Genomic DNA, 21,835 nt, shown 5'->3' with positions numbered 1-21,835 from the left:
ACCCTTATATTTTTCAAAGCCTCCTTCTTTTTTTCAGGGAGGCTTTTATTTTAGCGGTAACATACTTTATTAAAAAATATTCCTACCTTAGTATAAGAACTTAATAAACAATCAGCTATGAAAAAAACATTACTATTAGCGCTTATAATGGCGGGCACATTTGCTTATGGGCAACAAGTAGGCCTTGAGCTTTTTGCTTCGGGTGTATCAGAACCTACAGAAATGGTGCATGCAGGTGACAGCCGCCTTTTTGTTACAGAACAGGGAGGTCTTATAAAAATCCTTAATGCAGATGGTACCATAAATGCGACACCATTCCTAAATGTGAGTTCGTTGTTAGCTTCTGCGGGTGGCGAACGTGGCCTGCTCGGGCTTGCCTTTCACCCTGATTATGCCAATAACGGATACTTTTTTATTAACTATACCAACACATCGGGCGATACGGTTATAGCACGCTATACCGTTAGTGAAGATGAAAATGTTGCAGATGCCTCAAGTGCAATAATACTGCTTACCATTGACCAGCCTTTTAGCAACCACAACGGGGGCTGCCTGCGTTTTGGCCCTGATGGATATCTTTATATATCTATGGGTGATGGCGGCAGTGGCGGAGACCCTAACAACTACGCTCAAAATAAAGAATCATTATTGGGTAAAATGCTGCGGATAGATGTAAATGGCGATTTGCCCTATACCATACCGCTGAACAACCCTTTTCTGGATACAGATGGCGCTGACGAAATATGGGCTTACGGGTTGCGCAATGCTTGGAAGTTTTCTTTCAACAGAAATAATGGCGACGTGTGGATAGCAGATGTGGGCCAGGGGCAGGTGGAAGAAATTAATAAAGTTGACCCTGCCGGCCCGGTATTTAACTTCGGGTGGCGCTGTTTTGAAGGCAGCCAGACATATAACAGCGAAGGCTGTTCGCTGGTTGAAATGTACACAAACCCTGTAGCAGAGTACTTTCATGATGATACAGACGGTTGCTCTGTAACGGGCGGGTATGTTTATACGGGAGATACTTATCCTGCCCTGCAGGGCAAATACCTGTTTGCCGATTATTGTAACAACCAGATAGGTATAGTAGATGACAACTTTGATATAACCTGGTCTGATGTTTATGAGGGCAACTTTTTTACCACTTTTGGAGAAGACATCAACGGAGAACTGTATATAGCAGGAGGCGTAAGCGGTAATATTTATAAAATATTAGGCGGTACTATGTCAGCACCTGCGTTCAGTGGCTCTGCATTCAGCCTTTATCCTAACCCTGCAACAGATGTGGTTACCGTAAAATCAGGTAACGATATAAACCTTACGGCTGCCGCAGTATATGACCTGAGCGGAAAGCTACTTATGCAACAGCAATTCTCAGTATCATCTGAAAATACAGTTAACATAAGTGATTTACCTGCCGGGATATACCTTATGCAGTTAACGGGCAGCAACGGTAATGTTTACAGCCACAAATTATCTGTAAAGTAAGCTGAACTTATTATAGCAAAAAGGTGCTGTCTTAAAGTGCTTTTACAAGCATTTTGTCATTCCGACGATAGGAGGAATCTTAACTAAATCAACTATTTGAGATTCTTCACTTCGTTCAGAATGACACACTTTTGAGACAGTACCCTTTTTTTATTTTATAAGTCTATGCTACACCTGTACCTGCTTCCAGCGCCCTCTTTTAAACAGTATAATGCTGGCTATAGTTATGGCGGTTTCAGACACCGGTATGGCTATAAACACGCCTGTAGGCCCCATATCCAATACTTTGGCAAGCACATAGGCAAGCGGTATCTGGAAAAGCCAGAACCCGAAAAAGTTAACCCTTGTAGGTGTGCGGGTGTCGCCTGCGCCGTTAAAGGCGTTTATAAGTACCATGCCTGCACCATAAAACACAAAGCCGCTGCTCAGTATCCGTATGGCCTGTACTGCTATATCATGCACGTGAGCGTTATTGGTAAAAAACCACATGATAGGCTCGGCTGCAAAAAGGCTGACCAGCATGATAATTCCCATGTAAATAACATTAAACTTTGCCGTTACAAATACCGACCTTTCGGCGCGATGCACTTCTTTAGCGCCCAGGTTTTGCCCTACCAGTGTGGCAGCGGCGTTACTAAGCCCCCATGCAGGCAACAGAAAGAACATCATTATGCGTAATGCACTCTGATACCCCGCCGAGCCTTCATCGCCACCTGTGGTGGCGACAAGCTGCGCTAAAAATATCCAGCTGCACGAGGCTATTACAAACTGCATAACACCCGGTGCCGCTATTTTTACAAGCGCTTTTATCTGTTCCCATTGCGGCTTAAAGTAAGACAGCGCCACCTTTAGCATGCCTTTTCCGTTAAACAGGTTGTATAGCTGGTAAGCAACGCCAATACCCCGCCCAACCGTGGTGGCTATTGCCGCGCCCGTAAGCCCCATTGCCGGTATAGGCCCGAAGCCATTAATAAAAGCCGGGCATAAAATGATGTTACAAATGTTGGCTATCCAAAGGCTTTTCATGGCTATGGCGGCATTGCCGGCACCCCTGAAGATACCATTGAAAAGGAAAAGCAGCATGATAACAAAGCTGCCTCCCATCATGATACGCACAAAGTCGGTTCCGTAAATTGCAGAAGCTTGTGAAGAGCCCATCCAGAGTAATATATCGGTGGCATATATAAAACCAAAGGCAGCTATAACAAGGTTTACGGCTACGGCTACCACTATGGCCTGCATACCCGCCCGTGATGCCGCTTCGGGGTCTTTCTCGCCAATACGGCGTGCCACAACGGCTGTTGCTGCCATACTCATGCCTATGGCGATAGAATAGATAATAGTGAGTACAGATTCTGTAAGCCCTACCGTTTGTACGGCAAAGCTGCTGTTTTCAAGATGCCCTACAAAATAAAGGTCAACTAGTGCAAATACTGATTCCATCATCATTTCGAGCATCATGGGTATGGCAAGAAGGAGCACCGCCCTGCGGATGCTGCCCTGTGTAAAATCGATATTACCGCCTTTAAGCGATTCTTTCAGTAATATAAAAAATCGGGAAAGCGTGCTTTTTCCCTGTAAAGCCTGTGTCATTATGTGGGTTGGATTAAATTAATAATAGTAAAGGGCAAAAATACTTTTGCCTATAAATAAAATTTGCGGATGTAGTAGCCCTATCGGATTCGGACAGTAAATACTATCATAATTCGTAAGTGTATGGCGCAAATATAGAAGAAAAAATTACAGGCGATATAAAATTATCATGAATTTTCAAGCAACCTGCCATTTATGCGTGTTGCCGCAAGCCATGAGGCTAATATGCCTAAAACATAAATGGTTACAATAACAATAAGAATATTGTTTACGGTTAAGCTTACAGGGTATGCAAGTGTTTGCGTAAGCATAAGCAGGTTAAAATGTTCCTGTGCCATCACAACGCCTATGCTTATCGCCAGCCCGGTAATAACGCCGATTGTGGTAATGAAAATGCCCTGTAACAGGAAAATCCTGCGAAGCTGGTTTACCGTTGTGCCCAGGCTGAAAAGGGTTTTTATATTTTCCTTTTTATCCAGTATCAGCATGATAAGGGCACCTGCCAGGCAAAACAGCGTCATTATTACCACCAGCGAGCAAAACAGGTACGTAACCAGGTTTTCGCCATTAAGCATGCGGTATAACGACTCGTTTAGCTGTGCCCTGTTCTTAATGGTTATTTTATTGTCAAAGATAGCATTAAGCTCCTCGCGTATAGCATCTTCATCAGCATCAGGGGTAAGGCTTAACTCCAGCGCGCTTATCTGGTTGGGCTTAAAAAGCAGGAGCTCCTGCGCCAATCCCAAGTCCATAAAAACATACTTACTGTCAATATCTTCATTTATGGAATAAAAGCCGATAGGAACCAGTGCAGCTTTTTTAAAACCTTCTTCAGGTGAGTTTATAAGGCCTTTTCCGGGTTTGGGAACAAATACTTCAAGAGCGCTGTTAAAATCAAGCAGCCCCATAGAAAGTTTAGACATAGTGCCGTAGCCTACAACCGCCTGGCTGGTACCCGGTTCGAGCCATTGCCCTGCCAGCACGTGTTGCTTAATATTACTTACTGTAGGATAAACACTGTCGACCCCCTTTAAAAAAGCTACCTGTTCTTTGCCCTCATAATAGAAAAGTACCCGTTGTTCTGCAGTTTTTGAAAAAGTGGCAATGCCTTTTACCTGCTTTAGTTTTGCTTCATCTTCCGTTGAAACTATAAACGACTTGCCAAGCGCGGGTAAAACCTTTAGGGCAGGGTCTGTATCGCTGGTCATTGATATTGTAAACTCACGCAACCCGCTAAAAGCCGACATAATAATAAAAAGTGCTGCCGTACTGGCTACAATGCCCAGTGCTGCAATAGCCGTAATGATATTTACAGCCGAGCTTTTGCTCCTGCTTATGGTATAACGGCGGGCTATGTAAAGTGGGAAGCTCAAATGGCAGATTACATTTTTTTGCGGCGATCCAGCAGTTCAGGATTGGTAATAGGGTTATTTTCACCCTTAAGTTCCTTGTCCAGTTTTTCCATCTGGTCAAGTGAATCGTCAATATAAAAAATAAGGTTAGGCACTTTGCGCAGTTGCAGCTTTACGCGCTGTGCGAGGTCGTGCTTTATAAGCGGCGTGTTAGAGCGAATGGCATTAAGCAGTTCGCCTGCTTTTTCTGTAGGGAAAATGCTGAGGTAAACCTTTGCAATAGAAAGGTCTGACGTTACATTTACTTTTGATATCGAGATAATAAGGTTGCTTATATTGTTTTTACGCACCTCTCCCTGAAGGATATCCACAAGGTCCTTTTGCAGCAGGGTGCCAATTTTTTTCTGCCTGTTTGTTTCCATAATGCAAAGGTACTTAAATTATAAATGCACGGGCTTATATAATTTCCTGGCAAAGTTCTACCAGTACACCGTTGGTGCCCTTAGGGTGCAAAAAGGCTACGAGCTTATTGTCAGCACCTTTTTTGGGTGTTTCGTTAAGCACGATAAAGCCTTCGGCTTTAAGGCGCTCTATTTCGGCAGTTATGTCTTCCACATCAAAAGCAATGTGGTGTATGCCTTCGCCCTTCTTCTCTAAAAATTTTGCTATCGGGCTATCAGGGTTTGTAGCTTCAAGCAGCTCAATCTTGTTGGGGCCATTCATAAAAAAAGAAGTCTTAACCCCTTCACTGGCTACCTCTTCGGTTTTATAGGCAGGGGCTCCCATCAGTTTTTCAAATAACTGATTAGACTCTTCAAGATTTTTTACGGCAATGCCTATGTGTTCTATTTTCCTCATGTTAATTTGCATATTATCTGTAAAAATACTTATTTCTTTTTAATCCTTGTGTTGTTGCGGCACAACGTTAAACTTGTACTAAATGCTGCCTAAAGTTCTTTATGCGGTTTTTTAAGCCCTACCTTTAAGGAAATTGCTTTTAATTCTTTAACAATCATATCATTTTAATGGATTTTACAAACCCGTTGGTATATGGGGTACCCTGCTTTTTGGGCCTCATATTATTGGAGCTCAGCTACAGCAAATTCACCAAACGAAAAGACCTTTACAACTGGAAAGACCTTTCATCAAGCCTTGCCATTGGTACAGGCTCTGCTGTGCTTGCCGCCCTGCTGAAAACAGTAACTGCCATTGTGGTTTTTGTTACTGTTTACGAACTTTTTAACCCGGTGGTAGATGGCGTGCGGGTTAATATTTTCGGGTGGGAGTCATTCGGCTACGCATGGTATGTGTGGCTGCTGTGCCAGCTTGCAGACGATTTCAGCTATTACTGGTTTCACCGCCAGAACCACATGGTGCGCTTCTTCTGGGCTGCCCATATAGTTCATCATTCTTCAGATAATTTTAATTTAGGTACTGCGGTGCGTAACGGCTGGTTTACGTTGTTTTACAAGCCGTTGTTTTACATGTGGATACCGGCCATTGGTTTTCCGCCTGAAATGCTGCTGGTATGTTTGGGTATAGAGTCATTATGGCAGTTTCAATTGCACTCTGTTTACGTGCCTAAGCTTGGCTTTGTAGAGAAGATATTCAACACGCATCGCATGCACCAGGTGCACCACTCTAAAAACCTGGAATATATGGACAAAAACCACGGCGGTTTCCTGAATATTTTTGACAAGATATTTGGCACATGGAAAGATTATGATGATGATGTGCATATAGAGTTCGGTGTAACCACGCCGCCGGGTTCACATAACCCTTATGTAGTTTTAACCCATGAGTACGCCAACATTTGGCGCGATATGAAAAAATCTAAAAAATGGAAACATAAGTTCATGTATATATTCGGCCCGCCGGGCTGGAGCCATGACGGAAGTACTAAAACCGTAAAGCAAATGCGCGAAGAAATAGCCCTCCTGAACAAACAGGCAGAAAGCGTAAAAGCCAAACCCGAAGACGTGAAGGTTGTAAAAAAGCCTGAAACTGTTGCGGGTACTGCATAGCCACAAACTATCATAAAATAAAAGAGCTGCCAATCGGCAGCTCTTTCAGGTATTAAAACTTATCTACTGAAACATAATTTTAGAAGTACCATAATTGGTTTTTGTACCCGTAATGTTAAAGAACATTAGCCCGGTAGGCACATCAAAGTTGAACTGAAGCTCGTTCCTGCCTTCTTCAAGGTTAACAGGTGCGGTATAAATAACTTTACCTGTAATGTCGTGCAGGGTTACAGTTGCGCTATCAGCAATATCGCTGTACAGCAGGCAGTTTACCGTTCCGCGAGATGGGTTAGGGTACACCATGAATTCATTCTGCATAGTATTAAGCAGCTCTTCGTATCCCTGTGGCGCCGACTTGGTAAACTTAACATCTTCAATGGTAAGGTCAAGGTCAGTAGTACCTGCCTTTACCGGTAAGAACGTAAAGGTTAGCATAGAAAGATCGTCTGCTGTAATCTTTTGGTTTGTTTTCGTAGAAGTAAAGAAATCAAAAGGCACATAATAAGTCTGCTCTTCTTCACCCACATTTATAATAGCCCTGTACTGGTGCTTCCATTCCTCTACAGATGCCTTTACAAGGCCAAGCTCAAGCAGGCCGCTGCCTTTTGCCTTAAACGACAGGTAGCCGTACTCGGTATAATCTGCAGGCAGGTTGCCCGGCAGTAATGATTTATAAAGTGTAAGGTAATCATACTCGCTGTGTGCTTTTAACTGCACATTTCTGTGTATGGCAAGCTCTTCTTCATTATAAACCCTCTCAAAATCATTATAAACTAAATAGCTGTTTATGGTAGTATAGGCAGCATCATAATCAAGTCCCCAGTTACCGTCAGCGTGATAGAAAGCATCCTGTATGGCGCCGTTAACTTTTATAAGGCCGTCATACTCATAACCATCTTTAACCTCAAGCTGAACAGTTTGCTCTTTTTGAGAGTTGAATGGGTTATATCGTAGCGCAAACCCGTTGGTTTCGCTGTACACCTCATCCATAGCCACTTCTATGCTCTGGTTTTCTTTTGTGCTTTTTAGTTTCAGCATAAGGTTAACGCCTTCCCTCGATACTTTTGCAGCATAGGTTTCAGGCATTTTTTGAACTTCTGTCTGATGTACAGGCAGGTAGCTGTTAAGGTTGTTAATGATGTCTTTTACCAGCTTAACAGTGTTTTCAGGATTAACTGACCACACCTGGAAGTTATACACATCATTGTAAGCAGTATATTCTTTTACGAACCAGTTGGTTTGTAATGCGTAAAAATTGTCGTTATTGTTTTTTCCTGCAGCAAAAGATATGGCATATTCAGTAACGCCGTTACGCTGTTTTATGGCCTGCATTAAAAAGTTGTAACCATCTATAGTTACTGTTTTAACGTCCATGATCTCTGCGCCGCGAAGCCTGTCGCATGACGCTTTAGTGTGGTTATACACTTTATCTTCTGTCCTTACGCCCAGTACAACAGCTTTAGTTTTGCCGGAAAGCATAAAGTCAACGCTTAGTACTTCCTGGGCAACGGTATAATCTAATATATCGGTAGGCGATGTAACGTGTGCCACATTGCCCGGTGCAAGCTGAGACGGGAACATATCAAGCATGGTCTGCCCCTGTGCAGAACGTGCTGAGTAGCTGTGCTGAATGCTGCCCTTGTTAAACAGCATAGCATCGGTTTTGGTTAATGCTGTTGGCACACTCTTCATTTTGCGCTGTACATATCTTTTAGATACGGCATCGCCAAGGCTTTCGCTTTCAAGTCCGCCATCGTTACCTGTATTCACATCTTCAGATTCTATAACTACCGCAGTAGTGTAAGTTGCGCTGCAACCGTTGGCATCGGTTACAAGAACGCTTACGGTATTATAGCCTGCCTGAGTAAATGTAAAGCTTGCAGAGCTCTGATTGGCAAATTGTGCTGCTTCATCATTATTAAGATACCATGTAATGCTGTTGTAACTGCCTGCATTAGATAAAGTTACCTGTTTAGTTATACTGCCTGCCCCTGTGCTTGTTACCGATTGTGTGAATACGGCGGCAGCTACAGTATTTACTGTTACAACCTGAGAATAAGTATCTGAACCATAGGTGTTGGTTGCAGTAAGTGTAACGGTATAAGTGCCGCCTGCTGCATATTGTTTTACAGGGTTCATATCGGTACTTGTGGTTCCGTCACCAAAATCCCACGCATAAGTTACAGGAGCCTCCGGCTGTACCGCAGTACCTGTATTTGATGTATTGCTGAATGTAAACTGGTTGCCGTTAAAGCATTGTGCCGTTTGGTTTACGTTAAACCCGGCTGTAGGTGCAACACCTGCAACAGGCGCACAACCGCTTATGGTTGGTGCAAACAGTGCGTAGTGCATTTCGCCACCGCCATGTACTAACGATTTTGCTATTACCTGGCCTTCAATGTTAGACTGGTTAACCGTCTTATTTACATCTGCAAACGGGGCAAACACAGTACCCTCTATCGTGCTGTTGCCGGTAATATTAAGTTGTGTGGTATTGTAAAAATTATACAGTATGTAAGGACAGTTCTGGAAGCCGACACCCGCCTGGTTCCAGACTTTCCAGTTAAAAGTACCGGGGGCATCTACATTTATAACCAGTATTTTAGATGCACTTGGCTGGTTGTTGTAGGTAAACTGCTGTACATTATTCAGGTCGGTGCCCGTTATATTAAAATAGTTGATACCATCCTGCATGTTAATCTTAATCTGGTTGGGCAGGTTGGTATTGGATATAGATTGTCCGTTAGGGTTGGTTAGCTGTGCATTGTGTGTACACTGCGCTATGCTTAGCGAACTCGCCTTTAATGACTGGAATGCACCTGCAAAATCTATAACACCCGACTGGAAAACCGGGTTGTTGTTTACACCCACATTAAGCTGATTGGCGTTGGCCTGCAGCATAATCCTGGGTGAAGAGTTATAGTCCGGCGTTGGGGTAACACGAATAGGCGAGGCGGCATTGTTCTGGTCGTAATACCAAACGTGTGAGCCGGTATTGTTGCCTATTTTTACGTAAGCATTGTTGTTAATCTGTACTGCGTTGCCGGAGGTATAATTAACCTTTCCGCCAACAAGCAATCCGATTTTTACATTGTTAACCGTAAAAGTTCCGGCATCATTAACCGAAATCTGGTAGTTGCCCTGAATGGAAAGATTGCCGCCACAGGCAACAGGCCCTTCAGATTCGTTAGTAATAAGTGTAAGGTTTTGTTCTGTAAATACATTAAAACCTTGTGCGGGCGCTGTAGGGCTTTGCGAAAAAACCTTTAGGCCCAGAAGCAATAAAGCACTGAGAGTAATTTTGGGGGTCATATTTAATATTTAAATATTTGAACTGCAAACGTAATAAAAAAATGTTAATTTATTTACAAAAAAAATTGAAACTTGCTTTATATCAGTATAATGTAAATCTATTGCAGGAAATATTATTAGAAAATCATATTATAATTTTATAGTGGTAAACGGTTCACAGACTACATATTTTAATCTTCACGCCTAAATTCCTTAACTTGCATAAGCAATTGCATTTCATTATATGAACGAAATAGAACGTAAATTCTTAGTAGAAAATACAGGTTTTAAGGCGCAGGCCTATAAGCACGAGCGTATTGCGCAGGGTTACCTGAACAGCCACCCTGAGCGTACTGTACGCATACGCACCAAAGGCGATAAAGGCTATCTTACCATTAAAGGAAAAAGCAACGAAAGCGGCACCACCCGCCTGGAATGGGAAACTGAAATTCCCGTAGCTGAAGCCCGTAGCCTGCTGGCACTGTGCGAAAGCGGCAGTATAGATAAAATAAGGTATGAAGTAAAATCAGGCAGCCATATTTTTGAAGTGGATGAATTTTTTGGTGAAAATGAAGGATTGCTTGTTGCCGAAATAGAGTTGCAGCACGAAGATGAAATTTTTGAAAAACCCGACTGGCTGGGTAAAGAAGTAACGGGCGATGTCCGCTATTATAATGCCTACCTGAGCCGCAACCCCTACAAAACATGGAAGTAAACACTAAGCCATATGACCTTGTTATAATTGGTGGAGGCCCCATTGGTATGGCCTGTGCCATAGCAGCACAGCGCAAGGGGCTTAATTACCTGCTTTTAGAAAAAGGATCGTTGGTTAACAGCCTGTACAACTATCCGTTATACATGACGTTTTTTTCTACTGCCGAAAGGCTTGAAATAGGAGGGGTGCCTTTTACCTGTATAGCACCCAAGCCCGGCAGGCAGGAAGCGTTGGAGTACTACCGCAACATACAGCGCAAATTTATGCTGAATATCCACTTATATGAAAGGGTGCTAAGCGTGCAAAAGCAGGAGAGCGGACAGTTTAACCTTACTTCAGATAAAAATGTATATACTGCTTCGAATGTGGTGATAGCTACAGGTTTTTATGATATACCCATGTACATAAACGTGCCGGGAGAAGACCTGCCGAAAGTGCACCATTACTATAAAGAAGCCCATGAATATGCCTTTAAGAAAGTACTTGTGATAGGCGCAAACAACTCGGCGGTAGATGCCGCACTGGAATGTTGGCACAAAGGCGCTGAGGTTACCATGGTTATACGTAAAGGTGAAATAAACGACAGGGTTAAGTACTGGATTAAGCCCGATATAGAGAACCGTATTAAAGAAGGAAGCATTAAGGCTTATTTTTATTCTGAAGTGGCAGCAATAAGCGAAAAACAAGTAACGATTACCACACCTGAAGGTACTGTTACTGTAGAGAATGATTTTGTACTGGCGCTGACCGGCTATCGCCCCGACCTTGATTTCCTGAAAAGCTGCGGTATTACCCTTTCAGATGGGATAAACTGCACGCCAAAGTATAATCCCGAATCAATGGAAACCAATGTAAGCGGATTATACCTTGCAGGCGTAGTGTGCGGCGGACTGGAAACCCACAAGTGGTTTATAGAAAACTCGCGTGTGCATGCCGACATGATTGTAAATGATATTATGAGCAGGCGGGAGCTAAAACAGCCGTAGCTGCTCGCCTTTGGTACCGTCAAACAGCGAAGTGGTAAGCTCAGGCAGTTCTTTTCCTGTAAAATACTTTTGCCGCGCCACCTTAAACGAGGTGTGTATCATCTCGGCAATATTGCCTTCGCCTTTCCGGCGTTTGAAGAACTGCTTTTCGCCCAGCTTGCCGCCGTGCATGCTTTCTATCTGGTGCAACACCTTTTCCTGCCGTTCCGGATAATGCTCAGCAAGCCACCCCCTGAAAACGGGTTCAACAGCATCATTTAACCGTACCAGCGTATAACCGAAATCAAGAGCGCCACGCTCCGCTATTGTTTTTACAATGGGTAGTATCTCCATGGTGTTAAGTCCCGGTATCATTGGTGCAACCATGATATGGACAGGTATGCCGTGTTGTGAAAGCGTTTCTATTGCTTTTAATTTATTGATAGCCGATGAGGTTCTCGGTTCAAGCCTGCGCCGCAGCTCTTCGTTTATGGTGGGTATGCTTAAAGAAACGGTTACAAGATTCTTTTCGGCCATTTGCTGTAAAATATCAGTATCACGGGTTACCAATGCATTTTTGGTGAGTATGTGTACCGGGTGCCTGTAGTCCAGGAAAACCTGTAGCAGCCTGCGGGTAATCTGCATCTTACGTTCTACCGGTTGGTAACAGTCGGTATTACCCGAAAGCAATATAGGTTCAGGTTTATAGCCCCGCTTTTTGAAGAACTGTTCCAGCAGTTCGGGAGCATTTTTTTTGGCGAGTATTACCCTTTCAAAGTCGATGCCTGCACTATAGCCCCAGTACTCATGTGTGGGGCGGGCAAAGCAGTAAGCACAGCCATGCTCGCAACCCTGATAGGGGTTCATAGAATAAGCCATCGAAAGGTCAGGGCTTTTTACAGTGTTTACAATGGTTTTAGGATAAACGTCTATAACCTGTGTTTTTGCTATATCTTCCTCATAATCATCCTGGTAGATGCTTTGTTCATATCGGTTTTTCTCAAAGTGGTTGTGTATATTGCCTGTTGCGCCCTGTCCTTTAATCTCCTTTTTCATATCCTGACATTTAAGCGCAAGATATAGATATAAGATTATTTTCTAATATTAAATAGGAATATTTTATCAACACAGAAAATGCTGACAAAAAAAGCCTGCCATATTCGGGCAGGCTTAATGCATTTATATGTGTTTCGGTTAAGCGTTCATCAGCGACTCTATCTCGTCTGCTTCTATTGGTATGTTGCGCATCAGATTAAACGGCTCACCGCTTTCCTGTATTACAACATCATCTTCTATACGAATACCGAAACCTTCAGCCGGTATATAAATGCCCGGCTCTACGGTAAATACCATATTGGCTTTCATTGGCTCATGCAGCAGGCCATAGTCGTGCGTGTCGAGACCCATGTGGTGCGAAGTGCCGTGCATAAAATATTTTTTATAGGCAGGCCAGTCGGGGTTTTCGTTCTGCACATCGGCTTTGTCCAAAAGCCCAAGACCAAGCAATTCAGATGTCATCAGCTTGCCAACCTCTACATGATATTGTTTCCATAATGTACCCGGCACCAGCATTTTGGTAGCTTCATTCTTAACACGAAGTACAGCGTTATATACTTCTTTCTGGCGGGCAGTGTACCTGCCCGAAACCGGAATGGTGCGGCTCATGTCGCTGCTGTAATTGGCATATTCCGCGCCAACGTCAAATAATATAAGGTCGCCTTCGTTACATTGCTGGTTGTTTTCTATATAGTGCAGCACGTTTGCATTTTTGCCTGATGCAATTATAGGAGTATAGGCAAAACCCTTACTGCGGTTGCGGATGAACTCGTGTATAAATTCGGCCTCAATTTCATATTCCATCACGCCCGGCTTTGTAAACTGCAACACCCTGCGGAAACCTTTCTCGGTAATGTCGCACGCCTTCTGTATAAGGTCAAGCTCCTCACTTTCTTTAATACTGCGGATGCGTTGTAGTATCGGGTTGCTCTTTGCAACGCTGTGTGCCGGGTATTTTTCTTTCCACCATTTTATAAAACGCGCCTCGCGGGTTTCGGTCTCTACTGCCGAACGGTAATGCTCGTTCGTATTAACGTACATGGTTTCGCAATACGTCATAATCTCGAAAATCACTTTCTCGAAATCCTTTAGCCAGTGCACGGTTTTAATACCCGAAACTTCAAAAGCCCTGTCTTTAGTCAGCTTTTCACCTTCCCAAACGGCAATATGCTCGTTCGTTTCACGAAGAAAAAGCATTTCGCGCTGGTGCTCATAAGGCGCATCGGGACATAAAAGCAATATGCTTTCTTCCTGGTCTACCCCGCTAAGGTAAAATATATCGCGGTGCTGCTGAAACGGCATGGTACTGTCGGCACTAATGGGGTAAATATCGTTAGAGTTAAATACCGCCACGCTTTTCGGCTTCATCTCTGCCATGAACTTTTTACGGTTCTTAATAAAAAGGTTGCGGTCTATCTGGTGGTATTTCATATTAAAGCATTTTTAATGATTCTCAAAATTAGTGAGAATTTTATGAACAGGTTAATAAAAGACAATTAGATTTCTATATTTGATAAATGGAAAATGATATTGTTAGGACATTTAGCCGACTGCATGACGGGGGGATTGAAGCGTGGAGCTTTGATGACAACATACTTAAATTGCAGGTTAGTTGTCTTTACCTGGCAGAAATGATAAATCCTGAATTTGAATTTTTTTACATTGAAATACCTGCTGTAGAAAGTTTGTCTTTAACCTGTCATCTTAAAGACGAAGAAAGTTGTGTTTTAACTTCGCCGGACGAGATTTTCTCAGGGGAACTCGAAATTATTTCGGCTGAAAGCTTCGATGATAAGACAGTCATACATTTATATCAAGGTGATGTTTCGGCAAAATATATTGTAGCTGAACTCCACTTAAAAGCATCAGAAATTCACATCTATCAACATGAAAATAGTGAAATTAACGTTGACATTTTATCTAAAATATCAGATGATTATTGGACTAATTTCGACAAATAACTGCGTTGATCCGCAAGCAATTATTGCCAAATGTAACTAAGCTACTCTACCCATTTATAATACCGTGCCCCCATAAGGTTAGGCTTTTCCCTTTCTATATTATCTAAAACCCACTCACCTGAAGGTTGTGATATGCTTTCCTGCTGTTCTCGTTTGTGAAGTTTAAGGTAGGTCGAAAAATCAATTTCATGGTTTTGTGCCAGCGTTTCAAAAAGTTGTACAGGCTTTAGGGCTTCCTGCCAGCCGGGTTGTATGGTGCCCTCAAATACTTTCGACTTAGAGCCGCTGCCGTAGGCAAGAAAGCCTATTTTTTCACCTGTAAGGTTACTGTTTTTTTCTGTATGTATGCATAACGTACTCAATAGCCCCATAAAAATAGAGCCGGTATAAAGGTTGCCTATTAAAGAAGATGCAGTTTCGGCAGGTGCCAGCTTTTGGCTTACAAAATCAAGGTAGGCCGCACTTTTGCTTATTTCCTTAATTTTCGAGGTTGCCTCAGCTTCTGTTTCTTTGCCTGTAACCAAAGGCGGCTGTGCATCTGCAGCAAAAATTTCGGCAAACATCCTGCGCCCCTGGTAGGCGTAGGGCAGGTGCATGATGATGCTTTCCCAGCAGTTGTATAATGGTTTGCTTACCCCTGCCATTTCTTTAAAGCGGAAGTAAGCCTGCTTTGTGCGGTTAGTGTAGCACTGGTTGCTGTATTGTCCGTCGAAAACGGGTTGCGGCTTATGGATTTCTATTACATTTTCAAGATTGCCCAACCACGGTTCGTTGTTGTCATTGCCAGTAATATCTTTTTTATTGAGCGAGCGTGTTGGTTTAAAGAAATCAAAAACCCCTTCGGTGCTTACAGCCCACTGGTTTTCTATAGCTATGATGCGTGGGTTAGCAGTTACGAGCATTGCAAGTGCACCCGCACCCTGTGTATATTCGCCGGTACTATCTAAATCATATTTTGCAATATCGGTAGTTACTACAACGGCTTTTTTATCAGGGTTAAGCCGCACAAAATCGATACAGTTTTGCAGGGCATCCACACCGCCAATGCAGGCGAAGGTAAAATCGGTAACATCACAATGGCTAAAACTGCCCGTGCCATGCAGTTGCTCCATAAGCGCAATAAGGTAAGAACCTATAGGCTTGGCACTGTCAATAGCACTTTCGGTACCCACATATATGCGGGCTATTTCGGAAGGGTTGAGGTTTTGCTGATTTATGAGTTTTGTAAGCGCATTAGCTGCAAAAACCACCGCGTCCTGGTGGGTGTCGGGCAGGGTCATTTTTAACAGCCCCAGCCCTTTTTCCAGCTTGTCAGGGTCGATGTTACGGGCGTGTGCCAGTGTTTTTATAGGCAGGCAAAGTTTAGCAATATCAAAGGCAATAGCATCTATTCCGGTGTTCATATAATGTTATTTGAAAGGTAAAATTACTTACTGTTAACAATATAACCACCATAAAAAATCAGCGTGCTGTTACTTTTGCCAATATCAAAAAAACAGGCGGTTAAATTTTACATTTCCGCAATTAGTGTCTCCTCTTTAATGCGTAAATTAGCAGTCTAATCTTACGTACTACAATGAAAATACTCTATACCCTTGCCACTTTGTTACTCTTTAGCTTTGCAGGCGCACAGGATAAGCAGCCTTACCAGTTGTATAACGCCAAAGGCAAAAAAACAACCTATAAAAAACTGCTTGAAACCGCCGAAGGAGCCGATGTGGTGCTTTTTGGCGAGCACCATGACGATGCGCTTATCCACTGGCTGGAGCTTGAATTTGCCAAAGACCTTTCTGAGAAGAAGAAGCTGGTTATGGGTGCCGAAATGATTGAAGCCGATAACCAGGATGAACTTGACAGTTACCTTAATGGTACCATCAACCAAAAGGCTTTTGATACGCTTGCGCGTTTGTGGAACAACCATAAAACCGACTACAAGCCTTTGGTAGATTTTGCCAAAAGTAAAAATATAAAGTTTATTGCAACCAACGTGCCGCGCCGATATGCCAGCATGGTGTATAAGAAAGGTTTTGGTGCGCTCGACTCATTACCTGCAGCCGAAAAAGCATGGATTGCCCCGCTACCTATTGCCTATGATGCAACCCTGCCGGGCTATGTAAAAATGCTGGAGATGATGGGCGGCCACGGCGGCGACAACCTGCCTAAAGCACAGGCTGTTAAAGATGCTACCATGGCTCATTTTATTGCAAAAAACCTTGAGAAGGGCAGTGTGTTTATACACTACAACGGTACTTACCACAGCGATAATTATGAGGGCATAAACTGGTACCTGAAGCGCGAAAAGCCACAGGTAAAAATCATCACTATAGCGGCGGTAACACAGGCGGATATTATGAACCTTGAGAAGGAACATCTTAATAAAGCCGATTTTATACTGGTTGTAGATGAGGATATGACAAAGACATATTAACGACATCAATCTAAAATCATAATAGTATGGAATACAGAAAAATTGGAGGCTCTGAATTGCAGCTTTCTGCCATTACTTTTGGCGCTTGGGCAGCAGGCGGCTGGATGTGGGGCGGAACGGAGCGTAAAGATGCCATTGATGCCATCCGTAAATCGTATGATGAGGGTGTAACTTCTATTGATACAGCGCCAATTTACGGGCAGGGCGACAGTGAGGAGATAGTAGCCGAGGCCCTACAGGGCATAGGGCGCGATAAGGTACAGATACTTACTAAATTTGGAATGCGCTGGGATCTGGCTAAGGGCGATTTTGCCATGAAAAGCAAAAATAACCACGGGCAGGACATCGATATTTACAAGTATGCCGGAAGGGAAAGTATCATAAAAGAATGCGAAGACAGCCTGCGCCGCCTTAAAACAGATTATATAGACCTGTACCAGATTCACTGGCCTGAAAGCACCACACCCATACACGAAAGCATGGAGGCGGTTGCGCAGCTTATACAGCAGGGCAAGGTGCGCTATGCGGGTGTGTGTAACTACAGCGCCGAACAGTTAGAAGAAGCATCTAAATATGTTGATGTAATATCTGACCAGGTGCCTTACAGTATGGTAAAGCGCGGTATAGAGAAGGAGCTTGTACCGTTTTGTATTGAAAATAATAAAGCAATAATTGCATACAGTCCGCTTGAGCGTGGACTGCTCACCGGCAAAATGAAACCCGGCCACAAGTTTGCCGAAGGCGACCACAGAGCTAATATTTATTTTTACAGCGATGAAAACCTTAAGAGAGTGGATGCGTTTCTTGATAAAATAAAGCCGCTTGCTGAAGAAAAGAATGCTACTTTAGCACAACTGGTACTGCGATGGACTATAGACCAACCGGGCATAACCATTGCGCTTGCAGGTGCACGTAATGCAGAGCAGTCGGTGCAAAATGCCAAAGCGGTAAATATAAAGCTTGCTGCTGATGAGCTTGATTTTATCACTGCCGAGCTTAACAAGCTGGAACTTGTAAAGTAACCGCAACAGCTTAGAAATAAAAATAAGGCTGTCTCAAAAGTACTTTAGATAAGCATTATTGTCATTCTGACGAAGGAAGAATCTCTTTACAATCAAATAAAAGATTCTTCACTTCATTTTATTTTGTTCAGAATGACACTTTTGAGAAAGCCTTTTTCTATATGATTAAAGATTATATCTCGTTAAGCATTTTAGAGATTTCATCCAGTTTTGGCGTAAGTATAATTTCTATCCTCCTGTTTTTAGACCTTCCTTCGGCAGTATCGTTGCCGGCAATAGGGGCGAACTCGCCACGCCCGGCAGCAGTAAGGTTTTTAGGGTCAACACCCTTGTTTTCTTTAATAATGGTAACTATGGCAGTGGCACGTTTGGTAGATAAATCCCAGTTATCGGTAATCTGCCCGCCACCATTATACGGAACGTTATCAGTATGCCCTTCTATCAGTACGGCAATTTCTGGGTTTTCGGCAAGAACCTTTGCCACTTCGGTTACCGCCCTGCGGCCCTCTTTACCCACTGTCCAGCTACCGGAGTCAAATAACAGCTTGTTCTCCATGCTCACATATACTTTGCCGTTCTTCTGCTCTACAGTAAGCCCTTTGCCTTCAAAGCTGTTAAGTGCTTTGCTAAGGGTTTCTTTCAGGCGCTTAAGGCTTGCGTCCTGTGCGGCTATCATGCCTTCCAGCTCATCAACACGCTGCGAGCGGTCCTGCAGTTCGCTTCTCAGCTTGTTAAGCCTTTCCTGTTCGGCTGCAAGAGCTTTCTCTTTAGCCTCAAGCTGTGCAAGCAGTTCGCGGTTCTTTTTCATGTTGCTGTCCAGTGCGTCACTACTGTTTTTCTCAAGAGCGGCATAAGATGTTTTTAGCGTGTTAAGGCTGTTTTGCGCCGCAGCATATTCTGTCGAGAGTTTGTCGCGTTCTGCTTTCAGCTTGTCAAGCTGCGCCTGCAGGTCTTTGCTTTTGAGGTCGAGTTGGTTCCTTTCCTGCTCCAGCGATGTATTTTGGTCGGCAAGGGAACGGTTTTCCTTTTTAAGGTCGGCATACTTATTTTCAAGGTCTTTGTAAACCTTAGACGATACACACGAAGTGGTAAGCGCCAGCGCCAGTAGCCCGGCAGAAATTCTCTTGATCATCATTTTTGTGTTTTATCGGTTCATTCTTATTCAAACTCAATCAATATGGGGCAATGGTCGCTGTGCCTTGCCTCCGGTAATATTACCGCCCTTGTAAGCCTTTCGCGCATAGGCTCGGTAGCCAGGCAGTAATCTATTCGCCAGCCTTTGTTATTGTTGCGGGCATTGGCGCGGTAGCTCCACCAGCTGTAGTGGTGCGGGTCTTTATTAAAATGGCGGAAGCTGTCAACAAACCCATTATTTATAAACTTATCCAGCCACGCGCGCTCCTCGGGCAAAAAGCCTGATACCTTAGCATTGCGCACCGGGTCATGTATATCTATGGCCTGGTGGCAGATATTATAGTCGCCGCAAATGATAAGGTTGGGTATTTCCTGCTTCAGGCTGTTTATATAATCGTAAAAATCGTCCATATATTGGAACTTGTGCCCTAATCTGTCAATATTTGTTCCCGAAGGCAGGTACAGGCTCATTACCGAAAAGGTTTCAAAGTCCAGCCTCAGGTTGCGGCCTTCGGCATCCATATAGTCTATACCTGTGCCATAAACCACATTTAGGGGCTTGTGTTTAGAGAAAATAGCAACACCGCTATATCCTTTTTTTTGTGCCGAAAACCAGTAGTGGTAGGGGTAACCCGCCTCTTCTATCATGTTTACCGCTACCTGGTCTATGTTTGCCTTAATTTCCTGAAGGCAAATTATATCAGGGTTTGCCTGTGTGAGCCATTCTAAAAAACCTTTAGTCATGGCTGCACGTATGCCGTTTACGTTATACGATATTATCCTCATAAGTAGTATTGTGGTTTCAAAAGTAGCCAAAAAAGTAAAGAAATTAAATTGCAGATGTGTTATTTGGTTATAACACACTTAAAAGCAGCAAAATAAGCAGGCAAATATTTAAAGCGTTAAAAAAAATATTCCATTTTAACGTTTGCCCATAATTGCTATCTTTGTTTTTTGCCCCGTAACACACCCAATGCAGATGAGCTTAGTTACCGCTAAAGAAGTTGCAAAAGCAATAAAAACCGATAAGTATGGCTTTTTAGGTACTTTTTCAGGCTGGTTACTGATGAAAGTTTTAAAAATATCCACACTAAACAAGATATACGATAAGTACAAGCACCTTTCGGATGTGGAGTTCCTGAATGCCATTCTTGACGAATTCCAGATAAAATTTGAAGTTCCTGAAGAAGACTTTAAGCGCCTCCCGAAAGACGGAGCCTATATTACCGTATCCAATCACCCGCTTGGTGGTATAGACGGTATCCTGCTTTTAAAGCTGATGCTGGACCGCAGGCCCGACTTTAAGATAATAGCCAATTTTTTACTGCACCGCATAGAGCCATTAAAGCCCTATGTAATGCCTGTTAACCCATTTGAAGGGCATAAAGATGCCAAATCGAGTGTAGCGGGTATAAAAGATGCCCTGCGCCACCTTAGCGAAAATAAACCTTTGGGTATTTTTCCTGCCGGTGAGGTTTCTACTTACCGAGACGGCAAGCTGGTGGTAGACAAGCAGTGGGAAGAGGGCGCCATTAAACTGATAAAAAAGGCAAACGTGCCTGTTGTGCCGATATACTTTCATGCCAAAAACAGCAGCCTTTTTTATATGCTTTCGCGCATGAGCGATACCCTGCGCACGGCAAAGCTGCCAAGTGAGCTGCTTACCCAAAAAGACAGGGTTATTAAAGTGCGCATTGGTAAGCCAATATCAGTTGCCGAGCAAAACGAGCATGAGACAATGGAGGCGTATTCGGAATTTTTAAGGCGTAAAACCTATATGCTGGCGAATCCGTTTGAAAAAGGCACTAAGCTGATAGATACCAGCAACCTCACCCTTAAACTGCCGAGAAGCCCTAAAAACCCGAAGCAGATTGCCAAGCCTGCCAACCACGACCAGATAATTGAGGAGGTTGATGCACTAAGGAATGGCGATTACCGCCTGCTGCAAAGCAAGAACTATGAGGTGTTTTTTGTACAGGCCGATAAAATACCGAATATTTTACATGAAATAGGCCGCCTGCGCGAAATTACTTTCCGTGCGGTGGGGGAGGGCACAAATGAGTCGCTCGACCTTGATAAGTATGACCAGTATTACCACCACATGTTCCTGTGGGATGACGAAGCCAAACAGATAGCCGGTGCCTACCGTATGGGGCTTGGTAACGATATTTATAAAAAGTATGGCATAGACGGGTTTTACCTGCATGAGCTCTTCCGTTTTGAGCCGGAGCTGTACGATATGATGTCTAAGTCCATTGAGATGGGGCGCGCGTTTATCATTGCCGACTACCAGCAGAAACCAATGCCGCTTTTCCTGTTATGGAAAGGTATTGTACATACCACGCTGCGCTACCCTGAGCATAAATTCCTTATCGGGGGGGTGAGTATCAGTAACCAGTTTTCTGAATTCTCAAAGTCGCTGATGATCGAATTTATGAAGTCGCATTATTATGACCCTTATATTGCGCAGTATGTACATCCTAAAAAGGAATATAAGGTTAAGCTTAAAGATGCTGATAAAGATTTTGTTTTCAATGAAACGGAATCGGACCTTAATAAATTCGACAAGATAATAGAAGAGGTAGAGCCGGGCAACCTGCGCCTGCCGGTGCTTATCAAAAAGTATATTAAGCAGAATGCACGCGTTATTGCATTTAATGTGGACCCGCTTTTCAATAATTCAGTTGACGGACTGATGTACATACGCATTGCCGATCTGCCCGAAAGTACTGTTAAGCCTGTAATGGAGGAATTTCAGGCAGAGCTGGAGCGCAAGCTTGAAAAGGGTATCATTAAGAAATAGGTT

Annotated in this window: 18 protein-coding genes; 8 read left to right on the top strand and 10 right to left on the bottom strand. The window is 43.4% G+C overall.

The features are described from left to right. Positions 1 to 117: 117 nt before the first annotated feature. Complete coding sequence (locus KJK34_RS09615; protein WP_223053660.1) at positions 118 to 1,488, top strand: PQQ-dependent sugar dehydrogenase; 1,371 nt, start codon at positions 118 to 120, stop codon at positions 1,486 to 1,488. A gap of 168 nt (positions 1,489 to 1,656) precedes the next feature. Here KJK34_RS09615 and KJK34_RS09610 read toward each other — a convergent pair whose 3' ends face one another. The 4 genes from KJK34_RS09610 to mce form a co-directional block, all read right to left on the bottom strand. Next, positions 1,657 to 3,081 (bottom strand): MATE family efflux transporter, encoded by a 1,425-nt coding sequence (locus KJK34_RS09610; protein ID WP_223053659.1) that lies wholly within the window; start codon positions 3,079 to 3,081, stop codon positions 1,657 to 1,659. A gap of 167 nt (positions 3,082 to 3,248) precedes the next feature. Next, positions 3,249 to 4,454 (bottom strand): ABC transporter permease, encoded by a 1,206-nt coding sequence (locus tag KJK34_RS09605; RefSeq protein WP_223053658.1) that lies wholly within the window; start codon positions 4,452 to 4,454, stop codon positions 3,249 to 3,251. An 8-nt stretch (positions 4,455 to 4,462) separates the two neighbouring features. Continuing rightward, complete coding sequence (gene rbfA / locus KJK34_RS09600; protein WP_223053657.1) at positions 4,463 to 4,855, bottom strand: 30S ribosome-binding factor RbfA; 393 nt, start codon at positions 4,853 to 4,855, stop codon at positions 4,463 to 4,465. A gap of 34 nt (positions 4,856 to 4,889) precedes the next feature. Next, on the bottom strand, positions 4,890 to 5,291 hold the full coding sequence (gene mce / locus KJK34_RS09595; protein WP_223053656.1) for a methylmalonyl-CoA epimerase: 402 nt from the start codon (positions 5,289 to 5,291) through the stop codon (positions 4,890 to 4,892). A 167-nt stretch (positions 5,292 to 5,458) separates the two neighbouring features. Between mce and KJK34_RS09590 the strand changes: the two genes are divergently transcribed. After that, complete coding sequence (locus KJK34_RS09590; RefSeq protein ID WP_223053655.1) at positions 5,459 to 6,457, top strand: sterol desaturase family protein; 999 nt, start codon at positions 5,459 to 5,461, stop codon at positions 6,455 to 6,457. A gap of 63 nt (positions 6,458 to 6,520) precedes the next feature. On the opposite strand, the gene KJK34_RS09585 is transcribed toward KJK34_RS09590, so the two are convergent. Then, the gene (locus tag KJK34_RS09585; protein WP_223053654.1) at positions 6,521 to 9,769 is read right to left on the bottom strand and encodes a collagen-binding domain-containing protein; all 3,249 of its coding nucleotides are present in this window, start codon (positions 9,767 to 9,769) and stop codon (positions 6,521 to 6,523) included. A 223-nt stretch (positions 9,770 to 9,992) separates the two neighbouring features. On the opposite strand from KJK34_RS09585, the gene KJK34_RS09580 reads away from it, so the two are divergent. Continuing rightward, the gene (locus KJK34_RS09580) at positions 9,993 to 10,463 is read left to right on the top strand and encodes a CYTH domain-containing protein (protein WP_223053653.1); all 471 of its coding nucleotides are present in this window, start codon (positions 9,993 to 9,995) and stop codon (positions 10,461 to 10,463) included. After that, positions 10,454 to 11,449 (top strand): YpdA family putative bacillithiol disulfide reductase, encoded by a 996-nt coding sequence (locus KJK34_RS09575; RefSeq protein ID WP_223053652.1) that lies wholly within the window; start codon positions 10,454 to 10,456, stop codon positions 11,447 to 11,449. Before KJK34_RS09580 ends, KJK34_RS09575 begins: the two co-directional genes overlap by 10 nt. On the opposite strand, the gene KJK34_RS09570 is transcribed toward KJK34_RS09575, so the two are convergent. Together KJK34_RS09570 and KJK34_RS09565 are read right to left on the bottom strand one after the other, a co-directional pair. Beyond that, positions 11,435 to 12,484: a PA0069 family radical SAM protein gene (locus KJK34_RS09570; protein ID WP_223053651.1), complete on the bottom strand. Its 1,050-nt coding sequence runs from the start codon at positions 12,482 to 12,484 to the stop codon at positions 11,435 to 11,437. The genes KJK34_RS09575 and KJK34_RS09570 overlap by 15 nt on opposite strands. Before the next feature lie 138 nt (positions 12,485 to 12,622). Beyond that, positions 12,623 to 13,915 (bottom strand): aminopeptidase P family protein, encoded by a 1,293-nt coding sequence (locus tag KJK34_RS09565; RefSeq protein ID WP_223053650.1) that lies wholly within the window; start codon positions 13,913 to 13,915, stop codon positions 12,623 to 12,625. 86 nt (positions 13,916 to 14,001) lie between these two features. Here KJK34_RS09565 and KJK34_RS09560 point away from each other — a divergent pair, with 86 nt between their 5' ends. After that, complete coding sequence (locus KJK34_RS09560) at positions 14,002 to 14,445, top strand: hypothetical protein (RefSeq protein WP_223053649.1); 444 nt, start codon at positions 14,002 to 14,004, stop codon at positions 14,443 to 14,445. Positions 14,446 to 14,486: 41 nt separating this feature from the next. Here the strand turns inward: KJK34_RS09560 and KJK34_RS09555 are convergent, their stop codons facing one another. Continuing rightward, positions 14,487 to 15,848: a hydroxymethylglutaryl-CoA synthase family protein gene (locus KJK34_RS09555; protein ID WP_223053648.1), complete on the bottom strand. Its 1,362-nt coding sequence runs from the start codon at positions 15,846 to 15,848 to the stop codon at positions 14,487 to 14,489. A 173-nt stretch (positions 15,849 to 16,021) separates the two neighbouring features. On the opposite strand from KJK34_RS09555, the gene KJK34_RS09550 reads away from it, so the two are divergent. Continuing rightward, entirely contained in the window at positions 16,022 to 16,873 is an 852-nt protein-coding gene (locus KJK34_RS09550; protein WP_223053647.1) for a ChaN family lipoprotein, read from the top strand. A gap of 26 nt (positions 16,874 to 16,899) precedes the next feature. Next, complete coding sequence (locus KJK34_RS09545; protein ID WP_223053646.1) at positions 16,900 to 17,895, top strand: aldo/keto reductase; 996 nt, start codon at positions 16,900 to 16,902, stop codon at positions 17,893 to 17,895. Between the two features lie 172 nt (positions 17,896 to 18,067). Here the strand turns inward: KJK34_RS09545 and KJK34_RS09540 are convergent, their stop codons facing one another. Then, the gene (locus tag KJK34_RS09540; RefSeq protein ID WP_223053749.1) at positions 18,068 to 19,027 is read right to left on the bottom strand and encodes an OmpA/MotB family protein; all 960 of its coding nucleotides are present in this window, start codon (positions 19,025 to 19,027) and stop codon (positions 18,068 to 18,070) included. Between the two features lie 26 nt (positions 19,028 to 19,053). Next, on the bottom strand, positions 19,054 to 19,815 hold the full coding sequence (locus tag KJK34_RS09535) for an exodeoxyribonuclease III (protein WP_223053645.1): 762 nt from the start codon (positions 19,813 to 19,815) through the stop codon (positions 19,054 to 19,056). A gap of 193 nt (positions 19,816 to 20,008) precedes the next feature. Between KJK34_RS09535 and KJK34_RS09530 the strand changes: the two genes are divergently transcribed. Beyond that, positions 20,009 to 21,832 carry a GNAT family N-acyltransferase gene (locus KJK34_RS09530; protein WP_223053644.1) on the top strand — a complete coding sequence of 608 codons (1,824 nt, stop codon included), beginning with the start codon at positions 20,009 to 20,011 and terminating at the stop codon, positions 21,830 to 21,832. The last annotated feature ends 3 nt before the right edge of the window (positions 21,833 to 21,835 follow it).

It is taken from the genome of Flavobacterium coralii (assembly GCF_019891545.1).
Classification (GTDB): domain Bacteria; phylum Bacteroidota; class Bacteroidia; order Flavobacteriales; family Flavobacteriaceae; genus Flavobacterium; species Flavobacterium coralii.
Note: the sequence above shows the minus strand (reverse complement) of the source record. Positions and strands in the feature narration are given on the sequence as shown.